14 protein-coding genes and 1 pseudogene are annotated in these 25,275 nt (G+C 69.6%); 9 read left to right on the plus strand and 6 right to left on the minus strand.

Annotated elements, in window-relative coordinates; all coding sequences use genetic code 11:
- Window positions 1-68 precede the first annotated feature (68 nt).
- On the plus strand, window positions 69-914 hold the full coding sequence (locus LK409_RS04090; RefSeq protein WP_003812407.1) for a 3',5'-nucleoside bisphosphate phosphatase: 846 nt from the start codon (window positions 69-71) through the stop codon (window positions 912-914).
- Window positions 915-981: 67 nt separating this feature from the next.
- Window positions 982-1,536 carry a transcription elongation factor GreB gene (greB, locus tag LK409_RS04095; protein WP_003812405.1) on the plus strand — a complete coding sequence of 185 codons (555 nt, stop codon included), beginning with the start codon at window positions 982-984 and terminating at the stop codon, window positions 1,534-1,536.
- Between the two features lie 244 nt (window positions 1,537-1,780).
- Here the strand turns inward: greB and LK409_RS04100 are convergent.
- From LK409_RS04100 to LK409_RS04110, 3 genes and pseudogenes are all read right to left on the minus strand, one after another.
- A pseudogene (locus LK409_RS04100) lies at window positions 1,781-2,809 on the minus strand (DctP family TRAP transporter solute-binding subunit).
- A 79-nt stretch (window positions 2,810-2,888) separates the two neighbouring features.
- Window positions 2,889-4,187, minus strand: a complete 1,299-nt coding sequence (locus LK409_RS04105; protein ID WP_010927919.1) for a TRAP transporter large permease — start codon at window positions 4,185-4,187, stop codon at window positions 2,889-2,891.
- Complete coding sequence (locus LK409_RS04110) at window positions 4,184-4,765, minus strand: TRAP transporter small permease (RefSeq protein ID WP_010927920.1); 582 nt, start codon at window positions 4,763-4,765, stop codon at window positions 4,184-4,186. Before LK409_RS04110 ends, LK409_RS04105 begins: the two co-directional genes overlap by 4 nt.
- 312 nt (window positions 4,766-5,077) lie before the next feature.
- Between LK409_RS04110 and purL the strand changes: the two genes are divergently transcribed.
- The 4 genes from purL to LK409_RS04130 all read left to right on the plus strand — a co-directional run bounded on the left by purL (window position 5,078) and on the right by LK409_RS04130 (window position 19,327).
- On the plus strand, window positions 5,078-9,124 hold the full coding sequence (gene purL / locus LK409_RS04115) for a phosphoribosylformylglycinamidine synthase (protein WP_010927921.1): 4,047 nt from the start codon (window positions 5,078-5,080) through the stop codon (window positions 9,122-9,124).
- A 247-nt stretch (window positions 9,125-9,371) separates the two neighbouring features.
- A complete protein-coding gene (locus LK409_RS04120; RefSeq protein WP_010927922.1) occupies window positions 9,372-17,177 on the plus strand; it encodes a two-partner secretion domain-containing protein in 7,806 nt (2,601 codons plus the stop codon).
- Window positions 17,178-17,269: 92 nt separating this feature from the next.
- On the plus strand, window positions 17,270-18,742 hold the full coding sequence (locus LK409_RS04125) for a M20 family metallopeptidase (protein WP_003812393.1): 1,473 nt from the start codon (window positions 17,270-17,272) through the stop codon (window positions 18,740-18,742).
- Between the two features lie 33 nt (window positions 18,743-18,775).
- Window positions 18,776-19,327 carry a DUF1415 domain-containing protein gene (locus LK409_RS04130; RefSeq protein ID WP_003812392.1) on the plus strand — a complete coding sequence of 184 codons (552 nt, stop codon included), beginning with the start codon at window positions 18,776-18,778 and terminating at the stop codon, window positions 19,325-19,327.
- Between the two features lie 114 nt (window positions 19,328-19,441).
- Here LK409_RS04130 and LK409_RS04135 read toward each other — a convergent pair whose 3' ends face one another.
- The 3 genes from LK409_RS04135 to LK409_RS04145 form a co-directional block, all read right to left on the minus strand.
- Window positions 19,442-20,734, minus strand: a complete 1,293-nt coding sequence (locus tag LK409_RS04135; RefSeq protein WP_010927923.1) for an alpha/beta fold hydrolase — start codon at window positions 20,732-20,734, stop codon at window positions 19,442-19,444.
- A gap of 11 nt (window positions 20,735-20,745) precedes the next feature.
- On the minus strand, window positions 20,746-21,732 hold the full coding sequence (locus tag LK409_RS04140) for a Bug family tripartite tricarboxylate transporter substrate binding protein (protein ID WP_010927924.1): 987 nt from the start codon (window positions 21,730-21,732) through the stop codon (window positions 20,746-20,748).
- 197 nt (window positions 21,733-21,929) lie between these two features.
- Window positions 21,930-22,766: a class I SAM-dependent methyltransferase gene (locus LK409_RS04145; protein ID WP_010927925.1), complete on the minus strand. Its 837-nt coding sequence runs from the start codon at window positions 22,764-22,766 to the stop codon at window positions 21,930-21,932.
- A gap of 136 nt (window positions 22,767-22,902) precedes the next feature.
- Between LK409_RS04145 and LK409_RS04150 the strand changes: the two genes are divergently transcribed.
- The 3 genes from LK409_RS04150 to LK409_RS04160 all read left to right on the plus strand — a co-directional run bounded on the left by LK409_RS04150 (window position 22,903) and on the right by LK409_RS04160 (window position 25,249).
- Complete coding sequence (locus LK409_RS04150; RefSeq protein WP_015039719.1) at window positions 22,903-23,511, plus strand: low affinity iron permease family protein; 609 nt, start codon at window positions 22,903-22,905, stop codon at window positions 23,509-23,511.
- 128 nt (window positions 23,512-23,639) lie between these two features.
- A complete protein-coding gene (locus LK409_RS04155; protein WP_010927927.1) occupies window positions 23,640-24,437 on the plus strand; it encodes a sulfite exporter TauE/SafE family protein in 798 nt (265 codons plus the stop codon).
- Window positions 24,434-25,249, plus strand: a complete 816-nt coding sequence (locus LK409_RS04160) for a TlpA family protein disulfide reductase (RefSeq protein WP_010927928.1) — start codon at window positions 24,434-24,436, stop codon at window positions 25,247-25,249. Before LK409_RS04155 ends, LK409_RS04160 begins: the two co-directional genes overlap by 4 nt.
- Window positions 25,250-25,275 lie beyond the last annotated feature (26 nt).

Genomic DNA, 25,275 nt, shown 5'->3' on the forward strand with positions numbered 1-25,275 from the left:
CTGGCGGGGGACGGAGCGCGGCGAAGCCGCGCTACCCGAGGCCTTGCAGGACCTCTACAATAGGTCGTATGAACATTGCCGCGCCCAACGTCGATCTGCATTGCCACTCCACCGTGTCCGACGGCAGCATGCCGCCGGCCGCGGTGGCGCGGCGCGCGCACGCCAATGGCGTGGACGTCTGGGCGCTGACCGATCACGACGAGATCGGCGGCGTGGCCGAGGCCGCGCAGGCCGCCGCCGGATTGGGCATGCGTTTCGTCGCCGGCGTCGAGATTTCGGTGACCTGGGCGGGCCTGACGGTGCACATTGTGGGCTTGCGGGTGGATCCGGCCAACGAGGCGCTGGTGCAAGGCTTGCGCGATACGCGCGCCGGTCGCGCCGCGCGCGCGGTGCAGATCGGCGAGCGGCTGGCGGGGCTGGGCATGCCGGGCGCCTACGAGGGCGCGCTGCCGTTCGCGGGCAACCCCGAACTGATCAGCCGCACGCACTTCGCGCGCTTCCTGGTCGAGGCCGGCTATTGCCCCGATGTGCAGACGGTGTTCAACAAATACCTGGGCGACGATTGCCCGGGCCATGTGCCGATGCAATGGGCCAGCCTGGCCGAGGCCGTGGGCTGGATCCGCGGCGCGGGCGGTTGCGCCGTCATCGCGCATCCGGGACGCTACAAGTACAGCCCCATGCAGTTCGACGCGTTGTACGACGAGTTCCTGCAACTGGGCGGCACGGGTATCGAGGTCGTGACCGGCAGCCATACTTCCGAAGAGGCGCGCCGGTATGCCGAGGTGGCGCGCCGCCACGGTTTCCTGGCCTCGCGCGGCTCGGACTTCCACAGTCCCACCGAAAGCAGGGTGGACCTGGGGCGCTTGCCGCCGCTGCCGCCCGATCTCAAGCCGGTCTGGCACGACTGGTTCTGAACCGCGCCTTTCGCGCCGGGCCGTTGGCGCCCCGGCTGCCCTTGAATCCCTATGCAGCAGGCAAGGCATGAACAAAGCATTTGTCAAAGAATCCGACCGCGACGACGAGGACGACCTGCCCGAGGCGCAGGCGCTGCCGGCCGGCACGCGCAACTACATGACGCCGCAAGGCTACGCGCGCTTGCGCGATGAGCTGTCGCACCTGATGAACGTCGAGCGTCCTTCCGTCGTGCAGGTGGTGTCGTGGGCGGCGTCCAACGGCGACCGCTCCGAGAATGGCGATTACCTGTACGGCAAGAAGCGCCTGCGCGAAATCGACCGGCGCATGCGCTTCCTGACCAAGCGCCTGGATATCGCCGAAGTGGTGGATCCCGCCGCGCAGCCCAACCGCGACCAGGTCTTCTTCGGCGCCACCGTGCTCTACATGGACCGCGCCGGGGAAGAGCGCACCGTGACCATCGTGGGCGTGGACGAGGCCGAGCCGCTGGCCGGCAAGATCAGCTGGATCTCGCCCGTGGCGCGCGCGCTGACCAAGGCGCACGAAGGCGATACCGTGACCCTGCGCACGCCGGGCGGTGTCGAAGAACTGGAGATCCTGGAGGTGCGCTACCCGGACGCGTAGCGGGCGGAGGGTGAGTTCCCATGGAGACGGATGCCGTCTTGGCAGGCTAGCGTTCGTGGCGTATGGCGGGGTGCCTGTCCCGGCGGGGACAGGCTTCCAGTTTGCCGGTGCCTGTCCCCGCCGGGACAGGCACCGGGAGGAAAAGAAACGGACGCCAGCTTTTGGCCGGCGTCCGTTGGGTTGGAGGGTTGTGCGCCCCTGCCTTGCGTGGCGGCTTGCGCCGCCGTTCCCCTTGGGCTGCTGCTTATTTCTTGCGGGCCGCGATCGATTTCTCGGCCAGGTCGACCAGCTCCGCGCCGATCTGCTTCTTCCATTTTTCATAGACCGGCTTGGTGGCCGCCACGAATTCGGCGTGCTGGCCGGCGTCTAGGCTGCTGACGGTGACGCCGTGGCCGGCGATTTCCTTCAGCAGCGACGGGTCTTCGGGCGTGACCCCCTTGCGGGCGATGACGATCTGCTGCTTGCCGGCGTCCAGCGCGGCCTGGCGGACGATGTCGCGGTCCTTCTCGGACCAGGAGTTCCATACCTCGCGGTTGACCACGAAGATCAGCGGGTCGGCGACGTAGTTCCACAGGGTGAGGTACTTCTGGCCCACCGTGTACAGCTTGGAGCCGGTGTAGATAGACAGCGGGTTCTCCTGGCCGTCCACCGCGCCGCTGGCCAGCGCCGGCTGGGCGTCGGCCCAGCTCATCTGCGTGGGGTTGGCGCCCAGCGCCGTGAAGGTGTCGATGTACAGCGGCGAGCCCACGACGCGCAGCTTCAGGCCCTTCATGTCGGCCGGCGTCTTGATCTCATGCTTGGAGTTGCTGAGCTGGCGATAGCCGTTCTCGCCCCAGGCCAGCGGCACCACGCCGGCCTTGTCGATCAGCTTGAAGACTTCCTTGCCGACCTCGCCCTGCACCAGCGCGTCGATGGCGGCATAGTCGGGCATCAGGAAGGGCAGCGAGAACAGGTTGAGCTGCTTGACCTGCGGCGATCAGTTGATGGTCGAACCCACGGCCATGTCGATCACGCCCTGGCGGATGGCGGTGAATTCACGGGTCTGGTCGCCCTGCACCAGCGAGGTGCCCGGATAGACCTTGATGTTGATGCGGCCCTCGGTGCGTTCGCGCACCAGGTCGGACCAGATCACGGCGCCCTGGCCCCACGGGAAGGTGGTGCCCACCACGATGGACAGCTTGTATTCGGACTTGTAGTTCTGGGCCTGGGCCGGCGCCACGCCCAGCGCGAAAGCGGCGCAAAGGGCGGCGCCCACGATGTTGCGGAATTTCATCGGTTGTCTCCTCGTGTCGTGCTCGGTTGCTCGAAAATGGCGGGCGAGCCTTCGGCTTCTGCCCTTTCCCCCGTATTCATCAATATCCCAGCCGGTGCGGCAGCCACAGCGCCAGTTGCGGAAAAATCAGCACGGCCACCAGCACCAGGAACATGCCGCCCAGCAGCCAGACCACCCAGCCCACGGTGGACTCCATCGGCACGCGCGCGATGCGGCAGGAAACCATCAGGTTGACCGCCAGGGGCGGCGTGAACTGGCCCAGCGCCACCTTCAGCGTCAGGATGACGCCGAACCAGACCGGATCCCAGCCATAGGCATTGGCGATCGGCATGAGCAGCGGGACGAAAATCAGGAAGATGGAGATGCCGTCGAGGAACATGCCCACGGTCATCAGCAGCACGATGAGCAGCGCCAGCACGCCCCATTCGCCCAGCCCGGAATTGACGATGGCGTGCGTGATGGGGTCGATCACGCTGAGCGTGGACAGGGCCCAGGCGAAGATGCCGGCCAGCGTCACCACCAGCATGATGACGGCCGACAGTTCGGCGGCCTCGCGCAGGATCACGAACAGGTCGCGTACCTTGATGGTGCGATGGATGCACATGCCCACGAACAGCCCGTAGAACACGGCCACGACCGCGGCTTCGGTGGGGGTGAACCAGCCCATCCGCATGCCGCCCAGGATCAGCACCGGCGCGGCCAGGCCCCAGGACGCCTCGCGCAGGCTGGCCCACAGCGGCGGGCGCGGCAGGTGCGCTTCGCGTGCGCCCATGCCATGGCGGCGCGCCAGCCAGACCGCAGGAATGATGAGCGCGACGCCGGCCAGGATGCCCGGTACCATGCCCGCGGCGAACAGCGCCGGCACCGAGGCGCCCGGCACCAGCACCGAATAGATGATGAAGGCCACCGAAGGCGGGATCAGGATATCGGTGGCGGCGCCGGCGGCGACCACGGCGGCCGAGTAGGGCGCCGGATAGCCGGCGCGCGACATGGCGGCGATCATCACCGCGCCCACGGCCGCCGCGCATGCCGGACCCGAGCCGGAAATCCCGCTCAGGAACATCGCCACGGCGATCGATACCAGCGGCAGCATGCCCGGGCCGCGGCCCACAAGCGCCACGGCGAAGTCGACCAGCCGCCTGGCCACGCCCGAGCGGTCGAAGATCGAGCCCACCAGCACGAACATGGGAATCGCCAGCAGCGGGTACTTGGCCAGGCCGGCGTAGAAATTCTGCGGCACGGCCAGCAGGCCGAACCAGGACACATCGAGGTTGGACAGCACGATGGCGACCGTGCCGCCCAGGCCCAGCGCCACGCCGACCGGCACGCCGATCAGCATCAGGGTAATGAATACGGCGAACAGCAGCGCCGCGATCATGTCTCGGCCTTGTGCCGGGCGATCAGCCGGCGCGCGGCGCCGGCCACGCGCAGCGTGATGACCGCCGCCAGCAGCGGCATCCACACCGAGTACCACCAGGTCGGCACGCCGATGGCGGGCGAGGTTTCCTCGTAGCGGAACTCGTCGTACACCAGCCGGGCCGACAGCACGGTGAGCAGCGCGAAGAAGAACACGACCAGGCTGTGGGCGGTCAGCGCCATCAGGTACTGGCGCCGCGGCGAGCCGTTGTTGGCCAGGATCTCGATGCGGATATGGTGGTTGCGCACGAACGCCATGGACGCGCCGACCATGGTCAGCACGATCAGCAGGAAGACGGAGATCTCCTCGGTCCAGGCGAAGGACTGGTCGGTCAGGTAGCGCACCAGCACGTTCAGGAAGGTGATGATGGCCAGCGCGGCCAGCAGGATGACGGCGAGCCAGTCTTCCAGCGCCAGCGGGACCTTGACGGCGGGATCGGCTTCCGGGGGGATGATGGGTTCGACGGGCTCGTCAGATGCGTCGGGGCGGTGCATTGGCAACAGCGTGGAGCAAAGCGCAGGCAATATGAGAGGCTGCATCCTACCGTCGGCTCGCCATGGCGTTAGTTCGTGTTTTCCCGCGGTGCGGGGCGTTTGCAACATGCTGCATAGCAGCATGCAAACCGGGTCAGCCTGTTTTCGAAGACTTTCATCCGGGTTTCAACCTCGGAGAGCTGTCTATATTGCAATGCACAAAATCGGGCGGCCATGGATGGAATTATTTTGTAACTCCGGCGCGACAGGACGGCACGGCGCGGTTTTGCGGCGGGTTATGGGGTTACCACGGGTAAACCCCGGCAAAAAGGTAAAATCATGTTTTGATTCCTCCTTTTTCCTAACGGCGCCCGCATCGTGTCCCTTGTCCAGCATCTGCCCGGTTCCTCCGTCCTTTCCGCTTTCCGTCGCGAGCGCCTGCTGGCGCAACTGAAGAAGGCCGGCCTGCCGGTTGCCGATATCTCCGCGCGCTACGAGCATTTCATCCATACCGACAGCGCCTTGCCGGCCGAGCAGCAGGCGCGTCTGGCGCAACTGCTGGACTACGGCACGCCGGCCGCCGAGGCGCCGGCCAAGAGCCTGGAGCTGCTGGTCATTCCGCGCCTGGGGACGATGTCGCCGTGGGCCAGCAAGGCGACCGATATCGCGCACAACTGCGGCCTGGACGCCGTGCGCCGCATCGAGCGCGGCGTGCGCTACGCGCTGACGCCCGAGCGCGGCCTGCTGGGCGCCAAGTCGTTCGACGCCGGCATGCTGGCCCGCGCGGCGGCCTGCCTGCACGACCGCATGACCGAGACCGTGGTCGACGGCACCTTCGACGGCCAGGCGCTGTTCGAGACGCTGGCCGGCAAGCCGATGCGCAGCGTGGCGGTGCAGGCCGAGGGCCGCGCCGCGCTGGAGCAGGCCAACGTGGCGCTGGGGCTGGCGCTGTCCGAAGACGAAATCGATTACCTGGCGCAGTCGTTCGGCGACCTGGGGCGCGATCCGACCGACGTCGAGCTGATGATGTTCGCGCAGGCCAACAGCGAGCACTGCCGCCACAAGATCTTCAACGCGCAGTGGGTCATCGACGGGCAGGCGCAGTCCAACACCCTGTTCGGCATGATCCGCGCCACCCACAAGGCCCAGCCGGCCGGCACCGTGGTGGCCTACTCGGACAACGCCGCCATCATGGAAGGCGGCCCGGCGCAGCGTTTCCAGGCCGGCGTGCCGGGCGTCGCGGGCGAGGGCGCGCAGGCCGCGCGCTACGTGCGCCGCGACACCACCGTGCACACCCTGATGAAGGTCGAGACGCACAACCACCCGACCGCGATCGCGCCGTTTCCGGGCGCGGCCACCGGCGCCGGCGGCGAGATCCGCGACGAGGGCGCCACGGGCCGCGGCTCCAAGCCCAAGGCCGGCCTGACCGGCTTCACCGTTTCGCACCTGCGCTTCGACGATGCGCTGCAACCGTGGGAGGACGACCACCACGGCCTGCCCGAGCGCATCGCCTCGCCGCTGTCCATCATGATCGACGGCCCCATCGGCGGTGCCGCCTTCAACAACGAGTTCGGCCGGCCCAACCTGCTGGGCTATTTCCGCGCCTTCGAACAGACCGCGGGCGGCACGCGCTGGGGTTACCACAAGCCCATCATGATCGCCGGCGGCCTGGGCAGCATCGACGCCGGCCTCACGCACAAGGAAGTGATTCCGCCGGGCGCGCTGCTGATCCAGCTGGGCGGCCCGGGGCTGCGCATCGGCATGGGCGGCGGCGCCGCCTCCAGCATCAGCATGGGCAGCAATTCGGCCGAACTGGACTTCGATTCGGTGCAGCGCGGCAACCCCGAGCTGGAGCGCCGCGCGCAGGAGGTCATCGACCGCTGCTGGCAGCAGGGCGAGCACAACCCCATCGTCGCGATCCACGACGTGGGCGCGGGCGGCCTGTCCAACGCGTTTCCCGAACTGGTCAATGACGCCGGCCGCGGCGCGATCTTCGACCTCAGGCGCGTGCCGCTGGAAGAGTCGGGCATGTCGCCGGCCGAGATCTGGAGTAACGAGTCGCAAGAGCGCTACGTGTTGTCGATCCTGCCGCAGGACCTGGAGCGCTTCGACGCCATCGCGCGGCGCGAGCGCTGCCCGTACGCGGTGGTCGGCGTGGCGACCGAAGAGCGCCAGCTGCGCGTGGTCGACGGCGAGGGCCTGCCCGGGCTGGACACGATCCGCGCGCAGGGCGAGAACGAAGTGCGTCCGGTGGACGTGCCCATCGACGTGATCCTGGGCAAGCCGCCGCGCATGACGCGCGACGTGCAGCGCCTGCCCGGCGTGAGCGAGCCGCTCGACCTGGCCGGCCTGGATCTCACCGAGGCGGCCTATCGCGTGCTGCGCCACCCGACGGTGGCGAACAAGTCGTTCCTGATCACCATTGGCGACCGCACCGTGGGCGGGCTGTCCAGCCGCGACCAGATGGTCGGCCCGTGGCAGGTGCCGGTGGCCGATTGCGCCGTGACGCTGGCCGATTTCGAAGGCACGCGCGGCGAAGCCATGTCCATGGGCGAGCGCACGCCGCTGGCGATGCTGGACGCGCCCGCTTCCGGCCGCATGGCGGTGGCCGAGGCGCTGACCAACCTGGCGGCCGCCGACGTGGCGCGCCTCGAAGACATCAAGCTGTCGGCCAACTGGATGGCCGCCTGCGGCGTGCCCGGCCAGGATGCCGCGCTGTACGACACCGTGTCGGCGGTCAGCGAACTGTGCCAGTCGGTGGGACTGTCGATTCCGGTGGGCAAGGATTCGCTGTCGATGAAGACGTCCTGGGACGAGGCGGGCGAGCAGCGCCAGGTGGTGGCGCCGGTCTCGCTCATCGTGACGGCGTTCGCGCCGGTGGGCGACGTGCGCGCCAGCCTGACCCCGCAGCTGCGCACCGATGCCGGCGATACGGTGCTGATCCTGATCGACCTGGGTCGAGGCCGGCACCGCATGGCCGGCTCCATCCTGGCGCAGGCCTACAACCAGGTCGGCGAGACGGTGCCCGATATCGACGCGCCGCAGGACCTGCGCGCCTTCTTCGTGACGATCCGCACGCTGGCCGAGGCCGGCACCATCCTGGCCTACCACGACCGTTCGGACGGCGGCCTGTTCGCCACGCTGGCCGAAATGGCGTTCGCCGGGCGCACCGGCGTGTCGGTCAACCTGGACATGCTCACCTTCGATCCGCAGTCGGCCGACTGGGGCGATTACAAGATCCGTCCCGAACAGGTGGCGGTGCAGCGCGAAGAGCTCACCCTCAAGGCGTTGTTCTCGGAAGAGGCGGGCGCGGTCATCCAGGTGCCGGCCTCGCAGCGCGACGCGGTGATGCAAGTGCTGCGCGGCGCCGGCCTGTCCGCGCATTCGCATGTCATCGGCGGCCTGAACGGGGCCGACGAGGTCGAGTTCTACCGCGATGGCTGCAAGGTCTGGAGCCAGCCGCGCGCCGACCTGGGCCGCGCCTGGAGCGAGGTCAGCTACCGCATCATGGCGCGGCGCGACAACCCAGCCTGCGCGCAGGCCGAGCTGGACATCTGGAACGACGCCAAGGACCCGGGCCTGGCGCCGCGCGTGGCGTTCGATCCGCAGGAAGACGTGGCGGCTCCGTTCATCGCCACCGGCAAGCGGCCGCGCGTGGCGATTCTGCGCGAGCAGGGGTGCAACAGCCAGGTCGAGATGGGCTGGGCCTTCGACACCGCCGGCTTCGAGGCCATCGACGTGCACATGACCGACCTCCTGTCGGACCGCATCGACCTGGCCGGCATGCAGGGGCTGGTGGCCGTGGGCGGCTTCAGCTACGGCGACGTGCTGGGCGCCGGCGAAGGCTGGGCCCGCACCATCCGCTACAACGACAAGCTGTCGGATCAGTTCGCGGCCTACTTCGCCCGCCCCGATACCTTTGCGCTGGGCGTGTGCAACGGCTGCCAGATGATGGCGGCGCTGGCGCCCATGATCCCCGGCGCCGAGCACTGGCCGCGCTTTACCCGCAATCAGTCCGAGAAGTACGAGGCGCGTCTGTCGCTGGTGGAAGTCACGGCTTCGCCGTCGATCTTCTTCGCAGGCATGGAGGGCGCGCGTATCCCGGTGGCCGTGGCGCACGGCGAGGGCTACGCCGACTTCACCCAGCAGGGCGACGCGGGGCGCGCGTTGATGGCGGCCCGCTATATCGACAACCACGGCGCGGCCACCGAAACCTATCCGTTCAACCCCAATGGCAGCCCCGGCGGCCTGACCGCGGTGACGACGGCCGACGGCCGCTTCACGGTCATGATGCCGCACCCCGAACGCGTGACCCGCAACGTCATGATGTCGTGGGCGCCGGCGCAGTGGGGCGAGCGCGATGCCGGCGGCGCGTTCAGCCCCTGGATGCGTATCTTCCGCAACGCGCGCGCCTGGCTGAAATAAACCCTGCGCTTCGCTCCATTCGAACGGCCTTTCGCGAGAAAGGCCGTTTTTTATTGTCCGGTGCTGTCGGGTTTGAATGCATTTTGGAAGTATTGATTGGGGTGATTGGGTTGTAGACGGGTGGGGTATTTGCTGTTTTGTGTGCGTGAGTTTTCTTTGGGTGTGTTGAATCGGGGATGGCGTATTTATGCTGATTGAGCAGCGACGCCGATCAGACCTACATAACGACATCAGGACAGGAGACAACATGAACGCGTTTTGCTTTCGATTGGTTTATAGCCAATGTCGCGCCATGTATGTGCCGGTGGCGCCGCGGCGCCGCGCGGCGCGGCGTGGACGTGGCGGGGCGGGCCCGCGACTGCGGTGCGCGCTGGCCGCGGCGGGAGTCGCCCTGGCGTGCGGCGCGATGGCGGCGCCGCAACGCTCGCCATCCGGCGTGCCGGTCATCGATATCGCCGCCCCGAACGCCCATGGCCTGTCACACAACCGCCTGCGCGAGCTCGATGTCGAGCCGCCGGGCCTGGTGTTCAACAACAGTCTGAGCGAGGGCCGGTCGCAACTGGCCGGCCACCTCAATCGCAACCCTGGCCTGCGCCAGGCAGCGACGGCCATCCTGACCGAGATCACGGGAACGCGTCCCAGCCGTCTGCACGGCGCGCTGGAGGTGTTCGGCCGGCGCGCGGACCTGATCGTCGCCAATCCGAACGGCCTCAGCGTCGACGGACTGGTCACGCTCAACGCCGGCCGGCTCACGCTCAGCACGGGCCGGCCCGTGACGGAAGGAGGCCGGCTCAGGCTGGACGTGGATGCGGGCCATATCGCGGTCGCGGGCGCGGGCGTGAACACCAGCGGGCTGGATTACTTCGACCTGGTGGCGCGCACCGTCAGCGTGGATGGCCCGGTCGCCGCGGGCGTCGGCTCGCGGGCCGCGGCGCTTGCCGTGGTGGCCGGCCGCAACCGGTTCGAACCGGCCAGCGGCAGCGTGACGCCGCTGGCCGGTTCGGCCGGCAGGGGCGGTTCCGGCCATGCCATCGACGGCACGGCGGCGGGGGCGATGTACGGCGCGCACGTCACGCTGGTGTCGAGCGATTCGGGCGTGGGTGTGCGCCAGCGCGGCGCGGTGTCCTCGCCCGGGGCGATCACGGTCTCCTCGCGCGGCGAGATACGCCTGAACGAGGCAACGGCGGGCGAAGGACCGCTGGCCGTCGATGCAAGGGGCGCGGTGGCGGCGACCGCGCTGGCTTCGGGCGGCGCCATGCGTATTGCGGGGGAAGGCGCCGTGCAGGTGGGCACGGCCACCAGTGGCGACGCCTTGTCGCTGCATGCCGGCGGCGCCTTGCAGGCGCAGCGCCTGCAGGCAAGCGGGCCGCTCGATGCGCGGGCGCAAGGCGCCTTGCGCGTGGGGGCGGCGCACAGCGGCGCCGGCCTGCATGTCGGCGCAGGCGGCCCGCTCGAGTCGGGTACGCTGGCAGGCCGCGCCGACGTCCGCGTCGATGGGCGCAAGGCCATCGTGGTCGAGTCGCTCGCGTCGCGGGGCCGGATAGCCGTGACGGGGCGCGATGCCGTCAAGGTAGGCGCGGCGGAGAGCCTTGCCGGCATCGCGATCGAGACGGCGGGCCGGGCTGAACTGGGCACCTTGCAAAGCCGCGGCGCGCTCTCGGTGCAGGCAGGCGGCGCCGTGGCGCTGCAAGCCGCCAAGACGGACGGCGCGCTGCGCGTGGATGGCGCGGGCGTGACGCTGGGCACGGGCAGCGCGGGCCAGGCGCGCATCGACAGCAGCGCGTTCGCGCATGTCGGCGCGCTGGCCGCCGTCGAGATCCACGCGCGCGGCGACGTGCGCGTGGGCGAGGGCCGCCCGGGCCAGGGCGTGGCCGCGCGGGGCGACGTCACCATCGACGCGGCCAATGGCGTGCTGTTGTTGCGCAATGACGTCACGGCGGACCAGGGCATGGTCGCGGCAAGCGCGCGTGCCGCCGTGCTCGAACACGCGGGCCTGCGCAGCGGGATCGCGCCGCAGGCGCGGCAAGCCCGGCCGAACGGGGGCCGGCCATCCGTCGCGCTGCGGGTCCAGGACGTGCTGTTTCTCAATGGCACGCTGCGCGCGCTGGACGAGGCGGGCGCGGTGGTACCTGGGCGGCATATCGAAGTCGTCGACGGACGGGTGCGGATCGCCGACGAAATCGCCGAAACCGTGCACGACGAAGAGTCGGTAGTTTCCGATGCGGTCATCGCGGCCAGGAGCGGCGCGGTACTGGTCGAAGCCGGCAAGTTCGTCAATTTCGGCGGCGGCCTGGGCAATGGCGGCAAGCGGGGAGCAGGCAGCGACCTGACGCTCAGGGTGCGCGGCGACGCGAGGAACAAAGGGTACATCTCGGCCGGCCGGCGCGGCGAACTCCAGGTCGGCGCAGCCCTGAAGAACGAGTTCCTGATCGATTCGGCCGGCACGCAGCGTATCGAGGCCCACCGGATCGAGAACCTCGGCACCATCCAAAGCCTGGGCGGCGAGGCTGGCGCGCCGGGGCTGACGATCAAGGCGGCGGCGTCGATTTCGCAGGCGGGCGTCGTGGCCGCCGCGCGGGGCGTGGAAATTTCCGGACGGACGGAACAGCGGCCGGTGGTGGCCGCGAGCGCGCGTTCGTCCATCGTCGGCGAACGCCTCCTCGTCCGGGCCGCCGGCTGGGACAACCGGGGCAACCTGGCGCTGGGGGCGGGTGGCATGCGAGCCGAGATCGCCGGCCGGTACGCCGAACGCGGCACGGTCTCGCTGGGCGGCGAGTACGCCGTGTCGGCGCAAGCCATCGAGATCGCCGGGGCGCTGAGTCAGAGCGAGGGGGCGACGACGCTCATCGCGCGGCAGGACATGACGCTGGCCGGCAGGCTGGGCCTGGCCGGCCCGGTCCGCCTCGATGCGGGCGGGGCGCTGTCGAACACGGGGACGTCGAGCGCGCGCGGCCATCTCGCCGTCACGGCCGCGTCGCTCGACAATGCAGCAGGCGCCCAGCTGTCCGCCGGCAGTGTCGGCATCACTGTGCGCGGGACGGCGCGCAACGCCGGCCGCTTGCTGTCCAACCAGGACATCGTGCTTGGCGCCGCGTCGTTCTACAACGCCGCGCAGGCGGATGCGCGCGGAAACTTCGCCGCGACGGTCGGCGCGGCGCTGGAAAACCGCGGCAGCCTGAAGTTCGGCGGCGACCTCACGCTGCGGGCGGCACGGATCGACAACCATGGCGTGGCGGCCGCCGGCCACGACGTCGGATTGCGATCGCCGCAACTGCGCAACTCGGGCCAGGTCGCCGCCGGCCACGACATCCGCATTGTCGAAGGCCGCGAGCTGCGCAATCCGGGCAGGCTCGATGCGCGCAACGATATCGATCTGGCGGTGGACGACTACGCCAATGCGGGCTCGATCCATGCCGATGGCAATGCCACGCTTGCGCTGGCGCGGGGCACGGACCGCGACCTCGTGATCGACACCCCCGATATCCTGCCCGTCGCGCTAGGCGCTTTGCGCGTCAAGGCCAGGTCGTTGCGCGTCAACACCGAAATCGGCGTCCCGGGCAGCCTGGTCGTGCAAACGCAGGGGAATATCGACAACAGGCATGCCATCGTCGCCGGCGGGAACCTCACGCTGGCCTCGGCGTCCGGGGCGCTGAACAACGCAGCCGGCGCCTTGTTGTGGGCGGGGGCGGATATGGCACTGCGGGCGCGCCGAATCACCAACGGCAAGGCGGCGTTGATCGAGTCGGGGGGCGGCATGCGGCTGGCGGCGCAGGACACGCTGATCAACGATCTGGGCAGCGTGCGGGCGGGCGGCGATCTGCACCTGGATGCCGCGCGTATCGAGAACCGGGCGACGCTGGCCGGACAGGTGCGGCGCGCCGGCGAGAACCCGGTGGGCGGCGGTGGCTATGGTTTCTGGCGCAGCGCCGCGTATCTGGACTATCGCTTGCGCTACGGCAACGGGGCAGCCGTGGCGGCGCCGTTCTACGAGACGGCGCTGCAGGCCGAGCAATCGCGTATCGAAAGCGGCGGCGACCTGTACGTGAACCGGGGGCTGGGAGCGGGGCGCAGGGGATACCTGCGCAACGAAGGCGTGATCCAGGCTGTCGGGCATGCCTACGTCAATGGCGATGTGGAGAACCGTTCCCTGTTGCGGGAAATGTCCGTGGCGGATTACCTGCGCACACCGCTGGCGGCCGCGATCGAACTGAAGGTGACCGATAGCCGCGCGGCGTTGACGCCGGCCTACTGGTCATTCCGCACGTTGTACGAGCTGGTCGACTATCTGGTGGGCGAAAACCGCTGGGAGACTATCTGGGGCTTTTACGATACGTATACGGATTGGGCCACCAATACGCTGAAGAATCTCGACCTGGGCTACGTGAGCCCGCCGCCGCCGCAGGCGCCGCCCGTGCCCGCCAAGCCCGAGTTGGCGCTGCCGGATGGGAGCGCGGACTCGCCCGCCGCACGCCAGGCGTTGGCCGACTACCGGCAGGCGCTGCGTGAATACGAGACGGCGCGGGCCCAGGCGCGCGCCGCCGAGGCATATGGCGAGGCGCAACGTCAGGTGCGCGAGATCCTGGCGGCGCGCTACGGCGCGGACAGGCTGGCCGGCCTGGATACGGAAACCGCTGCGCTCGATCGTGTCATCGGCGATTACGCCGCGGCGCTGGCGCGCCTGGGCGATGACGAACCGGCCAGGGCGCAGGCCTTGCGCAAGCAGTATGAGCAGGCCGTGGACCGCATCCAGCTGGCGCCGGCCACGCCCGGGCGCGCGTTGCTGGCGCGCGCGCTGTCGGCGGCGTTGGGGGCGGATTGGCGCGCGCAGCCCCACCCCGTACTGGTGCAGCGCTGGAACGATTTCAAGGCCGGCCGGCGCGGCGCGCTGCTGACGTTCCATCCCCAGGCGCAGACGGTGCTGGCCGCGGGCAAGGGGGTGACGCTGTCCGACGGGTACCTGCGCAATGGCGAGAATGCCGCGCGCAACCGGGGACGGCCCGACACGCTGCGCATCGGCGAGCACAAGGTGGAGACCTCCAGCGGCTCGTTCGATGCGCTGCGCGGCCTGGGGTTGGAAAGGCGCCTGGATATCGATGGCGCGCTGGAGGCGGTGCTGGCCAATCGGCATCTGTTCGCGCGCGTCGGGGATCAGCCTGCCGCGTCGAGCGTTGCCGTGCCCGCGGCCATGCCGGCGCCGCGCGGCGACGCGGATCCGGCGGCCCTGCGGGACGTACCCCGCAAGCCGGTGGCGCCCGCCGTGGCCTTGCCGCAGCCACTGATCGAAACCCGCATCAAGTATATCGACCAAGGCGGATTCTACGGTTCGGGTTACTTCTTCGAGCAGATCGGCTACCAGCCCGATCGCGCCACGCGCGTGGCGGGCGACAACTATTTCGATACCACGCTGGTGCGCGAGCAGGTGCGGCGCGCCCTGGGCGGCTACGAAAGCCGCCTGCCCGTGCGCGGTGACGCGTTGGTGGCCAGGCTGATGGCGTCGGCCGGGACGGTCGGCAAGGCGCTGGGCCTGAAGGTGGGTGTCGCGCCGACCGCGCAGCAGCTCAAGCAGGCGGACCGCGATTTCGTCTGGTACGTGGATACCGTGATCGACGGCCAGAAGGTCCTCGCTCCCCGGCTGTACCTGACCGAGGCGACGCGCCAGGGCATCACGGATCAGTACGCCGGCGGCGGGGCGCTGATTGCCTCCGGTGGCGACGTGAACGTCGACACGAACGGCCATGACGTCAGTTCGCTCAACGGGCTGATCCAGGGCAAGCGCGTCAAGGTGGATGCCGGCAAGGGCCGTGTCCTGGTGGCCGACAGCAAGGGGATGGGCAGCGGCATCGAGGCCGACGAAGAAGTCGACGTCTCAGGCCGGGATATCGACATCGAGGGCGGCAAGCTGCGCGGCAAGGATGTCAGGCTCAAGGCCGACACGGTCAAGGTCGCGACCTCGATGCGTTACGACGGCAAGGGCAGGCTGGCGGCGCGCGGCGACGGCGCCCTGGATGCCCAAGGCGGCCAGCTGCATATCGAGGCCAAGCGCCTGGAGACGGCCGGCGCGACGCTCAAGGGCGGCAAGGTGAAGCTGGATGTCGATGACGTCAAGCTGGGCGGCGTGTACGAGGCGGCGTCCAGCTACGAGAACAAGCGCTCGACGCCGCTGGGCAGCCTGTTCGCCATCCTGTCGTCGACGACGCAAACCAACCAGTCGGCGCGCGCGAACCATTACGGTACGCGCATCGAAGCCGGCACGCTGGAAGGAAAGATGCAGAACCTGGAGATCGAGGGCGGTTCGGTCGAGGCCGCGCATACGGACCTGTCCGTGGCGCGCGACGCGAGGTTCAAGGCCGCCGCGGATTTCGAACACGCCGAGCACGAGAAGGACGTGCGCCAACTGTTTGTCAGCGGCACGGTGGGGGCCGGCGGCTACCAGGCGACAGGCACGCTGGGCAGCGAAACCGGCGCCAGCAGCTACGCCGGCCGCGGCGCGGCGGCCAGCGCGAGCGGCCGGATCGGCTGGGAAAGCACGTGGGAGCAGAGCACCTCGTCGCGCAAGAAATACCGCAACGCCGACCTGCGCCTGGGCGATGGCTCGGTCGTCGCCGGCGGCGTGCTGGATTTCGGCGGCGCCGACGTCAATCGCGACCGCTACGGCGGCGGCGCCGAAGGCGGGTCCGGCTTGCGGCTACGCGGCGGCGAGGTGCGCACCACGAAGTACGTGGATACCGAGAGCACCGTGCGCAGCGGCGGGCGCGTCGGGCTGGAGCTGGGCGTCGACGCCAGCGTCAATCCGCAGGTGACCGCCAGCCGCCTGGGCCAGAGCCTGGCGCAGACCGGGGACGGCCGGGGAATCGATGGCGGCCTGATGTTCGGCCAGGCGCTGAGCACGGTGTTCCAGAGCGTCATGGCGGATACCGCCAACAGCACGTTGAGCATGAGCCTGCAGGGGGATTGGTGGAACGAGCGTCGCAGCGCCACTTCGGAGAACGTGACGCACGTGGGCGGCAACGTTCGCATCGAAAGCGGCGCGGGCGACATGACCCTGGCCGGCGTACGCTTTGACGGCGGTCGCGAGGTCGACTTGCGGTCGGCCGGCGCGTTGCGCATGCGGTCGGCCGAATCGCGCGAGCAGCGCACGCGCGACGCGCACAGCCTGTCGCTCGACGCTCGCATGACCATGGGCGCCAATCTCGTCAAGGCCGACGCCTATGTCCGCGGGACGGCGGGGCTGAGCGGACGCCATGAGCACGAGGCTTCCGAACGGCGCACGCATGACCAGACGGGCATCCGGGCCGCCAATGTGCGTCTGCACGCGGCGCGCGACCTGGTCATGCAGGGCGCGCGCGTGGACGCCGCGCAAAGCGCGCAGGTGGAGGTCGGCGGCGCGCTGTCCATGGCCAGCGTGCAGGACGTGCATGACGAAAGCCGCACATCGGCAAGCTGGATGCTGGCGGCGGGTGCGCATGCGTCGACCGGCAACGGATTCAAGCCGCAGCCGGTCGTGCAGGTCGCGGCGTCATTCAGCCATGGTCACGACCGTGGCGCCGTGGTGGCGCAGCGTACGGGTATTGCCGCGGGCGGCCCCTTGTCGGTGCGGGTGGCGGGCGATGCGCACCTGACCGGCGCCGACCTGGCGTCGGCCGATCGGCAGGGCAGTGTGCAGGTGGGCGGCCGGGTGCGCGCCGGCCAGCTGGCCGACTGGCGCGACCGCGACGGCGGGTCGGCGGGTGTGTCGGCGCCGGCCATTCTTTCGACCAGCACCCGGCCCACGCTGGTGGTCAGCGGCGGACGGCTGGCGCGCGACCATTATGCTGCGACGCAGCGCTCCGTCATCGCGGTGGCGCCGGACGGATTCACGGCGGCCGGTGGGGTGTCGGGCCATTTGCAGCGCGATCCGGCGGCGGGGCGGGAGGTCTTGCGCGATGAGCATTGGGCCGGCGGCGATATGGCGTTCACGCTGGGCTCGGTGCCCAAGTTCGACCGCGGCAGGTACGCGCCGCCGCGGCCCGATACCTCGGCGCCGGGAGGGTCGCCCTTTTCGCTGCATCGCTAGCGCGAGGGCGGTAATCGGGGACGCGTGGCCGTGCGGCAAGGCGCCGGCAGGCATAAAATGGCGGCTTCGTTCCCGTACTGGATGGTTCCGCCATGAACGCCCGCATACCCGACGACGCCCTGCCGCCCGCTCTCGACCCCGATGCGCTGCAAGCCTTCGTGGACGACAAATGGGACAACGAGATCATCCCGGCGCTCACCGACTACATCGCGATACCGGCCAAGAGCCCGGCGTTCGATGCGGACTGGGAAAAGAACGCCTTCATCGAGCGGGTGGTGCGCGATGCGGCGCAATGGGTCGAGAGCCAGAGGGTGTCCGGCCTGACGCTGGAGGTGGTGCGCCTGCCTGGCCGCACGCCGGTGATCTTCTTCGACGCGCCGGCCACGCGCGCCGACAACGGCGATACCGTGCTGCTGTACGGCCACCTGGACAAGCAGCCCGAATTCTCGGGCTGGCGCGCCGACCTGGGCCCGTGGACGCCGAAGTACGAGAACGGCAAGCTGTATGGACGCGGCGGCGCCGACGACGGCTACGCCATCTACGCATCGCTGACCGCCATCATGGCGCTGGACAAGCAGGGGATTCCCCGGCCGCGCTGCGTGGGCATCGTCGAGACCTGCGAGGAGTCCGGCAGCTACGACCTGCTGCCCTATGTCGATGTCCTGCGCGAGCGCCTGGGCAACGTGGCCCTGGTGGTCTGTCTGGACTCGGGCGCGGGCAACTACGACCAATTGTGGATGACCACGTCGCTGCGCGGCATGGTGGCCGGCACGCTGGAGGTCCAGGTGCTGGACGAAGGCGTGCATTCGGGCGATTCGAGCGGCGTGGTGCCGTCCAGCTTCCGCATCCTGCGCCATCTGCTGGACCGCCTGGAAGACAGCGCCAGCGGCCGCCTGCTGCCGCAAAGCCTGCATTGCGAGATTCCCGCCGAGCGCATCGAGCAGGTGCATGCCACCGCGCGCATCCTGGGCGACGAAGTGTGGCGCCGCTTCCCCTGGAGCTGCGGCGCCGAGGGCGGCTTCGTGCTGCCCATGACCACCGAGCCCGAAGAGGCGCTGCTCAACCGCACCTGGCGGCCCACGCTGTCGGTGACCGGCGCCGAAGGCCTGCCGCCGCTGACCAGCGCCGGCAACGTGCTGCGCCCGCGCACGGCGTTCAAGCTGTCGCTGCGCCTGCCGCCGCTGGTGGACGCGGTGGCCGCGGCGCAGGAGATCAAGGGGCTGCTGGAGAACGACGCGCCGTACAACGCCAAGGTCATTTTTCACGCCAACGAAGGCGCGGCCACGGGGTGGAACGCGCCGGCGTCGGCGTCGTGGCTGAGCCAGGCGCTCGACGCCGCTTCGCAGCAGTACTATGGCGCGCCGTGCGGCTATATCGGCCAGGGCGGGACGATCCCGCTGATGAGCATGCTGCAAAAGGGGTTTCCCAAGGCGCAGTTCATGGTGTGTGGCGTGCTGGGCCCCAAGTCCAACGCGCACGGTCCCAACGAATTCCTGCACGTGCCGTACGGCAAGAAACTCACCGCGGCCGTGGCGCAGACCATGGCGGCGCTGCCCACCGAATAGGGCTCGTGCCCGCAAGTTATCAAGGATGAACGCGTGATTGTCGATGTACAGACCGGCGCGGCCGTGGCGGCCGAAGTCAGGCTATGGGTGGACAAGGCCGTGATCGGCCTGAACCTCTGTCCTTTCGCCAAGGCAGTGCAGGCCAAGGGCCAGGTGCGCTATGCCGTCAGCGACGCCACCGATGCCGAAGGGGCGCTGAGCGACCTGGAAGACGAGCTGATGCGCCTGAGCCAGGCCGACCCGCAGGAGATCGACACGACGTTGTTGATCCTGCCCGACGCGCTGGACGACTTCTACGATTTCAACGATTTCGAGGATCTCTCGGACCGCCTGCTCAAGCGCATGCGGCTGGTGGGCGAGCTGCAGGTCGCCACCTTCCACCCGCGCTTCCAGTTCGCCGAGACCGGGCCGGACGATATCGAGAACTACACCAACCGCTCGCCTTATCCCATCCTGCATCTGCTGCGCGAAGCCAGCATCGACAAGGCGGTCGAAGCCTTCCCCGATGCCGCCGAGATCTACGAGAAGAACATCGAGACCATGCGCGAGCTGGGCGAGGAAGGCTGGCGCAAGCTGATGGAGTAAGCGGTGCCGGTCCCCACGCGGGGACCGGCGCCGTCCTGGCAGTCAAGTGTTCGCGGGGCGCCTGTCCCCGCCGGGACAGGCGCCCTGGCCGATGCGGGGACGGGCGCGCCGCCGTCAAGACGCCCGCGCGCGTTCCAGGAAGTCCAGCATGGCCCGGTACGAGCCGGCGTTGCCATGGGCGTTGGCCGGGGGCGTGCCGCCGGCGTCGAGCAGCAGGCCCGACATGGCATGTGGCTTGCTGATCAACGTGGAGGGCAGGTTGGGGTAGTGCACGTGATGCCCGGCGCCACGGCACACGTAGTGCTCGGCGGGCCGCGCGGGCCATGCGGCCTGGCGTTGCCGCGCCACGATTTCCGAATAGGCGGTGCTGGGCCAGAAGCCATCGTCCGAGGCGCTGATCAGCATGAGCGGCCCCGGGTAGCGTTCGATGGGAATGCGGGCGCGCTCGAAGGCGCGCGCATCGCGCGAGGCGCTCATGAAGGCGTGGGTCTGGCGGTAGGGCGGGTCGCTGGCATAGGCGGCCTCCCAATCGGCCGTCGCGTTGTCCTGCCACAGATGCGGCAGCGGCTTGCCGCCCAGCGTCCAGACCTGCGCGTCGCGGCCCGTGCCGGGCGCGCCGGCGCTGACCACGCCATGCATGACCGGCGACGGCACGTAGGCCACCACGGCGCTGACCAGTTCGGGAAAGTGGCTGGCCGCCAGCAACGACATCTCCCCGCCCCGGCTGATGCCGGAGATGGCCACGAAGCCGTCGCGCGGGTTCAGGGTGTCGCGCACCCAGCGCAGCGCCTGTTCGAGGTACTCCAACGGCATGTCGTTGAGGTACTTCGGGCGGTCTTCATAGTTGAAGACGCCCAGCGCCAGGCACTGGTAGCCGCGCGCGGCGAACAGCGTGGCGCGCGGCGCGTTGACGCCGCCCGATGAACCGTTCATGTAGATGATCGCCGGATGCGGGCCCGGGCCGGGCGGCGTGTACAGCTCGCCCGACAGGCTCATGCCGCCGGCCCGCGCGCGCACCGCCTGGTGGCGTACGCCTTCGGCGAGGAACTCCTGCACCAGCGTCGCGTGGGCTTCGTGCCGGCCGTCGCTGGCCGTGATGTGCACGGTCAGCGCGTCGGTGCGATCGGGCGGAAACACGGCCCGGGGCGGGTCCTGGCACTGCATCGACCAGACCAGGCCCATGGCGTCGGGCTCGGCATAGTCGCCGCTGACCGGACTGTCGCGGCCCAGGTCCAGGCTGCCGTCGGCGCCGGCCAGGAAGGTGGCGCGCGAGCGCCACGGCACCCCGCACATGCGCATCTCGGCCGTGACGTCGATGCAGGCGTAAGGGCCGAAGCCGTCGATGCGGATCTCGCGATCCACATCGATCAGGGCGCGTTCGGGGGCGACGCTCATGCGTGGCGGCATCTCGGGGCTCCTCAGCTTTTCAGGTCGGTGCGCGGCACGTTGTTGGCCTTGATCACCTGTTCCCACATGGCCGACTCTTCGGCGATGACACGGTCCATGTCGGCGGCCGAGGTGAACTCGATGGTCACGCCCTGGTCGGCGAACTGCTGGATCAGGCCGGGATCCGCCGTGCCGGCGCGCACCGCTTTCTCCAGCTTTCCGACCACCTGCGCCGGCATGGCCGCCGGCCCGGAGATCATCATGCGCGTGTAGAGCTCGAAGCCGTCCAAGCCGGCCTCCTTCATGGTGGGGACATCGGGCAGGTTGCTCAGCCGCTGGTCCGCCGTGACGGCCCGCGCCTTGTATTTGCCGGCGCGCAGATTGGCGATCGACGAGGTGGGGAAGTCGAACGTGCTCTTGACCGTGCCGGCCATCAGGTCCAGCAGCGCCGGGCCGCTGCCCTTGTATGGCACGTCCTGGAACTGCGTGCCTGTCTTGGACTGGAAGTGCAGCAGCGCCAGGTGGTTGATGATGCCGCGGCCCGCATGGGCGCAGGTGATCTCGCCCGGCTTCTGCCTGGCCAGGGCAATGAATTCCTGCACGTTCCGCACGCCCAGGTCCGGGTGCACGATCAGCAGCATGGGCGACTTGCCCATCGAGCCCAGTTGCTTGAAGTCGGCCTGCTTGTAGGGCAGGTTGTTGTAGAGCAGCGGGTTGAGGATCATGCCGTTGGTGCCGGCAAAGCCCAGCGTATAGCCATCGGGCTCGGCGCGGGCCACCGCCACGGTGGCGATGATGGCCTGGCCGCCGGGGCGGTTTTCCACCACGACGCTGGCGTTCATGGCCTTGGACATGCGTTCGGCCAGGGCGCGCGCGGCGATGTCGGTCAGGCCGCCAGGGGCAAAGCCCACCAGCAGGCGGATCGGGCGGGATGGGTAGGCGTCCTGGGCCCAGGACGGGCGTACGGCGAAGGGCAGGGCCGCGAGGGCCTGCAGGACATGGCGTCGGGTCAAGCGCATACAACGGCCTCCCTGGAACAAGGAAACGGGTTGGCGGCGCGGCCGGCGCGGGCCGCGCGGCGCCCCGGTGGATCGGGATACGCGGTGCGCTGGCCGGCTATTGGCTAGGCAAACAGAATATTGTATGCAGTTTGCCCGGGCGTCCAGCTAGGGTTATTCCCAGGCGCGCGGGCTTGCGCGGCGGCGCGGCCGCCGGATCAGGGTTGCGCGGGGACCTGGAAGCGCTCGCTCAGCTCCTGCAGGCCGATGCGTTCCAGCATTTCGCGCAGGCGGCGCGCGGGCTCGCGGCGCGGCCTGCCGGGTTGATGGCGGGCGATGATCAGTTCGTTCTTCATCGAGTGTTCCCAGCCCACCAGCTCGGTCACGCTGAGCTGGTAGCCATGGGCCTCGAGCTGCAGGCAGCGCAGCACATTGGTGAGCTGGCTGCCGAATTCGCGCGTATGCAGCGGATGGCGCCACAGTTCGGCCATGGGGTCGGCCAGGGCGCGCGCCTTGTTCTTGCGCAGCACGGCCGCCACTTCCGCCTGGCAGCAGGGCACCAGCACGATGCTTTGCGCCTGCTTGGCCAGGGCGAAGCGGATGGCGTCGTCGGTGGCGGTGTTGCAGGCGTGCAGGGCGGTCACGATGTCGACCCGCGGCGGCAGCTGTTCCGACGCGATGGAATCGGCCACCGAGAGGTTGAGAAACGACATGCCGCCAAAGCCCAGGCGCGCGGCCAGTTCGGTCGCGCTTTGGACCAGTTCGGCGCGGGTCTCGATGCCGTAGATGTGCGAGGCGTCGCGCCGGTCCTTGAAGAACAGGTCGTACAGGATGAAGCCCAGGTACGACTTGCCCGCGCCATGGTCCACCAGGGTGACGGCGCCGCGCGCGTTCCTGGCGTTTTGCAGCAGCGGTTCGATGAACTGGTAGAGGTGGTAGACCTGCTTGAGCTTGCGCCGGCTGTCCTGGTTCATCTTGCCGTCGCGGGTCAGGATGTGCAGGGCCTTGAGCAGTTCGATCGACTGGCCGGGGCGGACTTCGTGCGTGTTGGACATTGCCGTAATCGGTAAACCGGCCCGCGCCTGGCGGCGCGGGCAAAGACGGCAGTTTAACCAATCGGGCCGCGCGTCCGCGGGGCGGCGGGCACGAAAAATGCGCGGCCTGCGGCCGTCGCATCGAAGGAGACGTGGCATGTGCGAGAAAACCGCCGGCGACGAAAGCGGTCGCCGGATCAGCCGCCGGGCGGGCAATGGCGAGGCCGGCCGCCTCCGGTCCCTGTCCCGGCTGTTCGACCACTTCGCCACGGCGGTAACCCGCTGGACCGGATCACCCATCGCCTTTTCGGGCGCGTGCGCGGCGATACTGGCGTGGGCGTCGACCGGGCCGCTGTTCGGCTATTCGGAGGTCTGGCAACTGGTCGTCAATACCGGTACGACCATTGTGACCTTCCTGATGGTGTTCCTGATCCAGCAGGCGCAGAACAAGGACAGCCGGGCCCTGCACGTCAAGCTGGACGAGTTGCTGGTGGCGGTGAAGGGCGCCGATGTGGCGCTTGCCGAGGCGGAGAACCTCGACGACGACCGCTTGCTGGAGCTGGCCGACGCCTATGCGGCGCGCGCGCGCCGGCTGGTCGAACACAGCACGCAACGCCAGCGGCGCGACCGGGGCGCCGAGCCGGAAGTCGGCGCGGCCAGGACCCGCCTGGCGCGCCGACCGCCCGGCGCGAGGGCGCGCCGCCATGCGCGCTTGTGCTGGTGGCAAAAGCAATACGCCAGGCAACGCCAGGGCGGAGACACCTAGCCGCGACGATTCCGGCCAGACAAAGCGCCCAGGGCCCCATCCACAGAGGCCCTGCATGTTGTCGCGTGCATCTAAATTACTTATAATAATTTGCTTATATCTTTTTGTGATAATGCAGGGCGGGCGGCATGGCAGGCGGATTCCTGGGCATATTGATAGGCCTGACCCTGGGGCTGACAGGGGCGGGCGGCGGCATCCTGGCGGTGCCGGCGCTGGTGCTGGGCCTGGGCATGGACATGCCCCAGGCCGCGCCGGTCGCCCTGATGGCGGTCGGGCTGGCCGCCGCGGTCGGCAGCGCCGAAGGCCTGCGCCGCGGCACGGTGCGCTACAAGGCCGCCGCACTGATGTCCGTCGTCGGCGGCCTGGCGGCGCCCTGGGGCGCCCAGTTGGCCCGGCTGGCGCCCGGCCCCTGGCTGAGCGGCCTGTTCGCCATGGTCATGCTGCTGGTTGCCGGCCGCATGCTGCGCCAGTCGCTGGCTGCGCCGGCCGGCGCCCAGGCGCAGGCCGAGCGGCCCTGCCACATCTCGCCGCAAACCGGCAAATTCGCCTGGACGCCCCGCGCCGCCGCCACGCTGGGCGGCATCGGGGCGATTTCGGGGCTGTTCACCGGCCTGCTGGGCGTGGGCGGGGGCTTCATCATCGTGCCGGCGCTGCGCCAGTTCAGCGACGCCCCGATGCACGCCATCGTTTCCACCTCGCTGATGGTCATCGCGCTTATTTCGGCGGTCACCGTCGGCCATGCCGTGGCCGACGGCCTGACGCTCGGCGCGGCCGCCTGGACCTTCGTCGCCGCCGCGGTGCTGGGCATGGTGCTGGGCCGCGCGCTCGCGCCGCGCCTGCCCACCGCGCGCCTGCAGCAGCTGTTTGCGCTGGTGTGCGTGGTCGTGGCCGGGGTGCTGCTGTGGCGCACGGGGTGGCAGGCATGAGCGCGATGGTGCAGCTCGGCCCCCTGATGCTGCCGACCGCCTTGCTGCTGATGCTGGCCTGCGTGGCGGCAGGCAGCCTGGCGGCGCGCTGGCAGGCCGGCAGTGCCGGCGCGGGCGAGATGCCGCTGATGCGGGTGCTGCTGGCCGGGCTGCTGGCGGCGCGGCTGGCGTTCGTCTGGCGCCACCGCGAGGCCTATCTGCAATCGCCATGGGACGTGCTGGACATCCGCGACGGTGGCTGGCTGGCCTGGGCCGGTTTCGCCGGCGCCTGGGCCTGCGGCCTGTGGTTCGCCCGGCGCCGCGGGCCACGGCGCCGGCCGCTGCTGGCCGGCCTGGCGGCCGCCACCTTGGCATGGACAGTCGGGGCGGCCGTGCTGGGCATCGGCGCACCCGCGGCCATCAAGGCCATGCCGCCGCTGCAGCTGGCGACGCCCGACGGCGCGCCGCGCAGCCTGGCCGCCTTCGCCGGCCAGCCCGTGGTGCTGAACCTCTGGGCCAGCTGGTGTCCGCCGTGCCGGCGCGAGATGCCCATGCTGCAACGCATGCAGGCGGCCCGGCCCGACGTGCACTTCGTTTTCGTCAACCAGGGCGAGAGCGCGCAACAGGTCAACGCCTACCTGCGGGAACTCGGCATGCCGCTGCGCAACGTACTGCTCGACCCCGGCGCGCAGGCCGGCGCGTATTTCGGCCACCGCGCCTTGCCCGCCACCCTGTTCTTCGATGCGCAAGGGCGCCTGGTCGACACGCGGCTGGGCGAACTGTCGCAGGCCAGCCTGGTCCAGCGCCTGGGCGCGTTGCGCCCCGCACCCTGATCTTTCCCGTTTCAAGGAGTCCGTCC

This window comes from Bordetella parapertussis (assembly GCF_020735925.1).
GTDB lineage: Bacteria > Pseudomonadota > Gammaproteobacteria > Burkholderiales > Burkholderiaceae_B > Bordetella > Bordetella pertussis.

Excerpts from the sequence above, each read along its gene's own strand:
- LK409_RS04090 (WP_003812407.1), top strand. The coding sequence starts at position 69 with ATGAACATTGCCGCGCCCAACGTCGATCTGCATTGCCACTCCACCGTG.
- LK409_RS04110 (WP_010927920.1), bottom strand. The coding sequence starts at position 4,765 with ATGCAGCCTCTCATATTGCCTGCGCTTTGCTCCACGCTGTTGCCAATG.
- LK409_RS04105 (WP_010927919.1), bottom strand. The coding sequence starts at position 4,187 with ATGATCGCGGCGCTGCTGTTCGCCGTATTCATTACCCTGATGCTGATC.
- LK409_RS04125 (WP_003812393.1), top strand. The coding sequence starts at position 17,270 with ATGAACGCCCGCATACCCGACGACGCCCTGCCGCCCGCTCTCGACCCC.
- LK409_RS04120 (WP_010927922.1), top strand. The coding sequence starts at position 9,372 with ATGAACGCGTTTTGCTTTCGATTGGTTTATAGCCAATGTCGCGCCATG.
- LK409_RS04135 (WP_010927923.1), bottom strand. The coding sequence starts at position 20,734 with ATGCCGCCACGCATGAGCGTCGCCCCCGAACGCGCCCTGATCGATGTG.
- LK409_RS04155 (WP_010927927.1), top strand. The coding sequence starts at position 23,640 with ATGGCAGGCGGATTCCTGGGCATATTGATAGGCCTGACCCTGGGGCTG.
- LK409_RS04145 (WP_010927925.1), bottom strand. The coding sequence starts at position 22,766 with ATGTCCAACACGCACGAAGTCCGCCCCGGCCAGTCGATCGAACTGCTC.
- LK409_RS04160 (WP_010927928.1), top strand. The coding sequence starts at position 24,434 with ATGAGCGCGATGGTGCAGCTCGGCCCCCTGATGCTGCCGACCGCCTTG.
- LK409_RS04150 (WP_015039719.1), top strand. The coding sequence starts at position 22,903 with ATGTGCGAGAAAACCGCCGGCGACGAAAGCGGTCGCCGGATCAGCCGC.
- LK409_RS04140 (WP_010927924.1), bottom strand. The coding sequence starts at position 21,732 with ATGCGCTTGACCCGACGCCATGTCCTGCAGGCCCTCGCGGCCCTGCCC.
- greB (WP_003812405.1), top strand. The coding sequence starts at position 982 with ATGAACAAAGCATTTGTCAAAGAATCCGACCGCGACGACGAGGACGAC.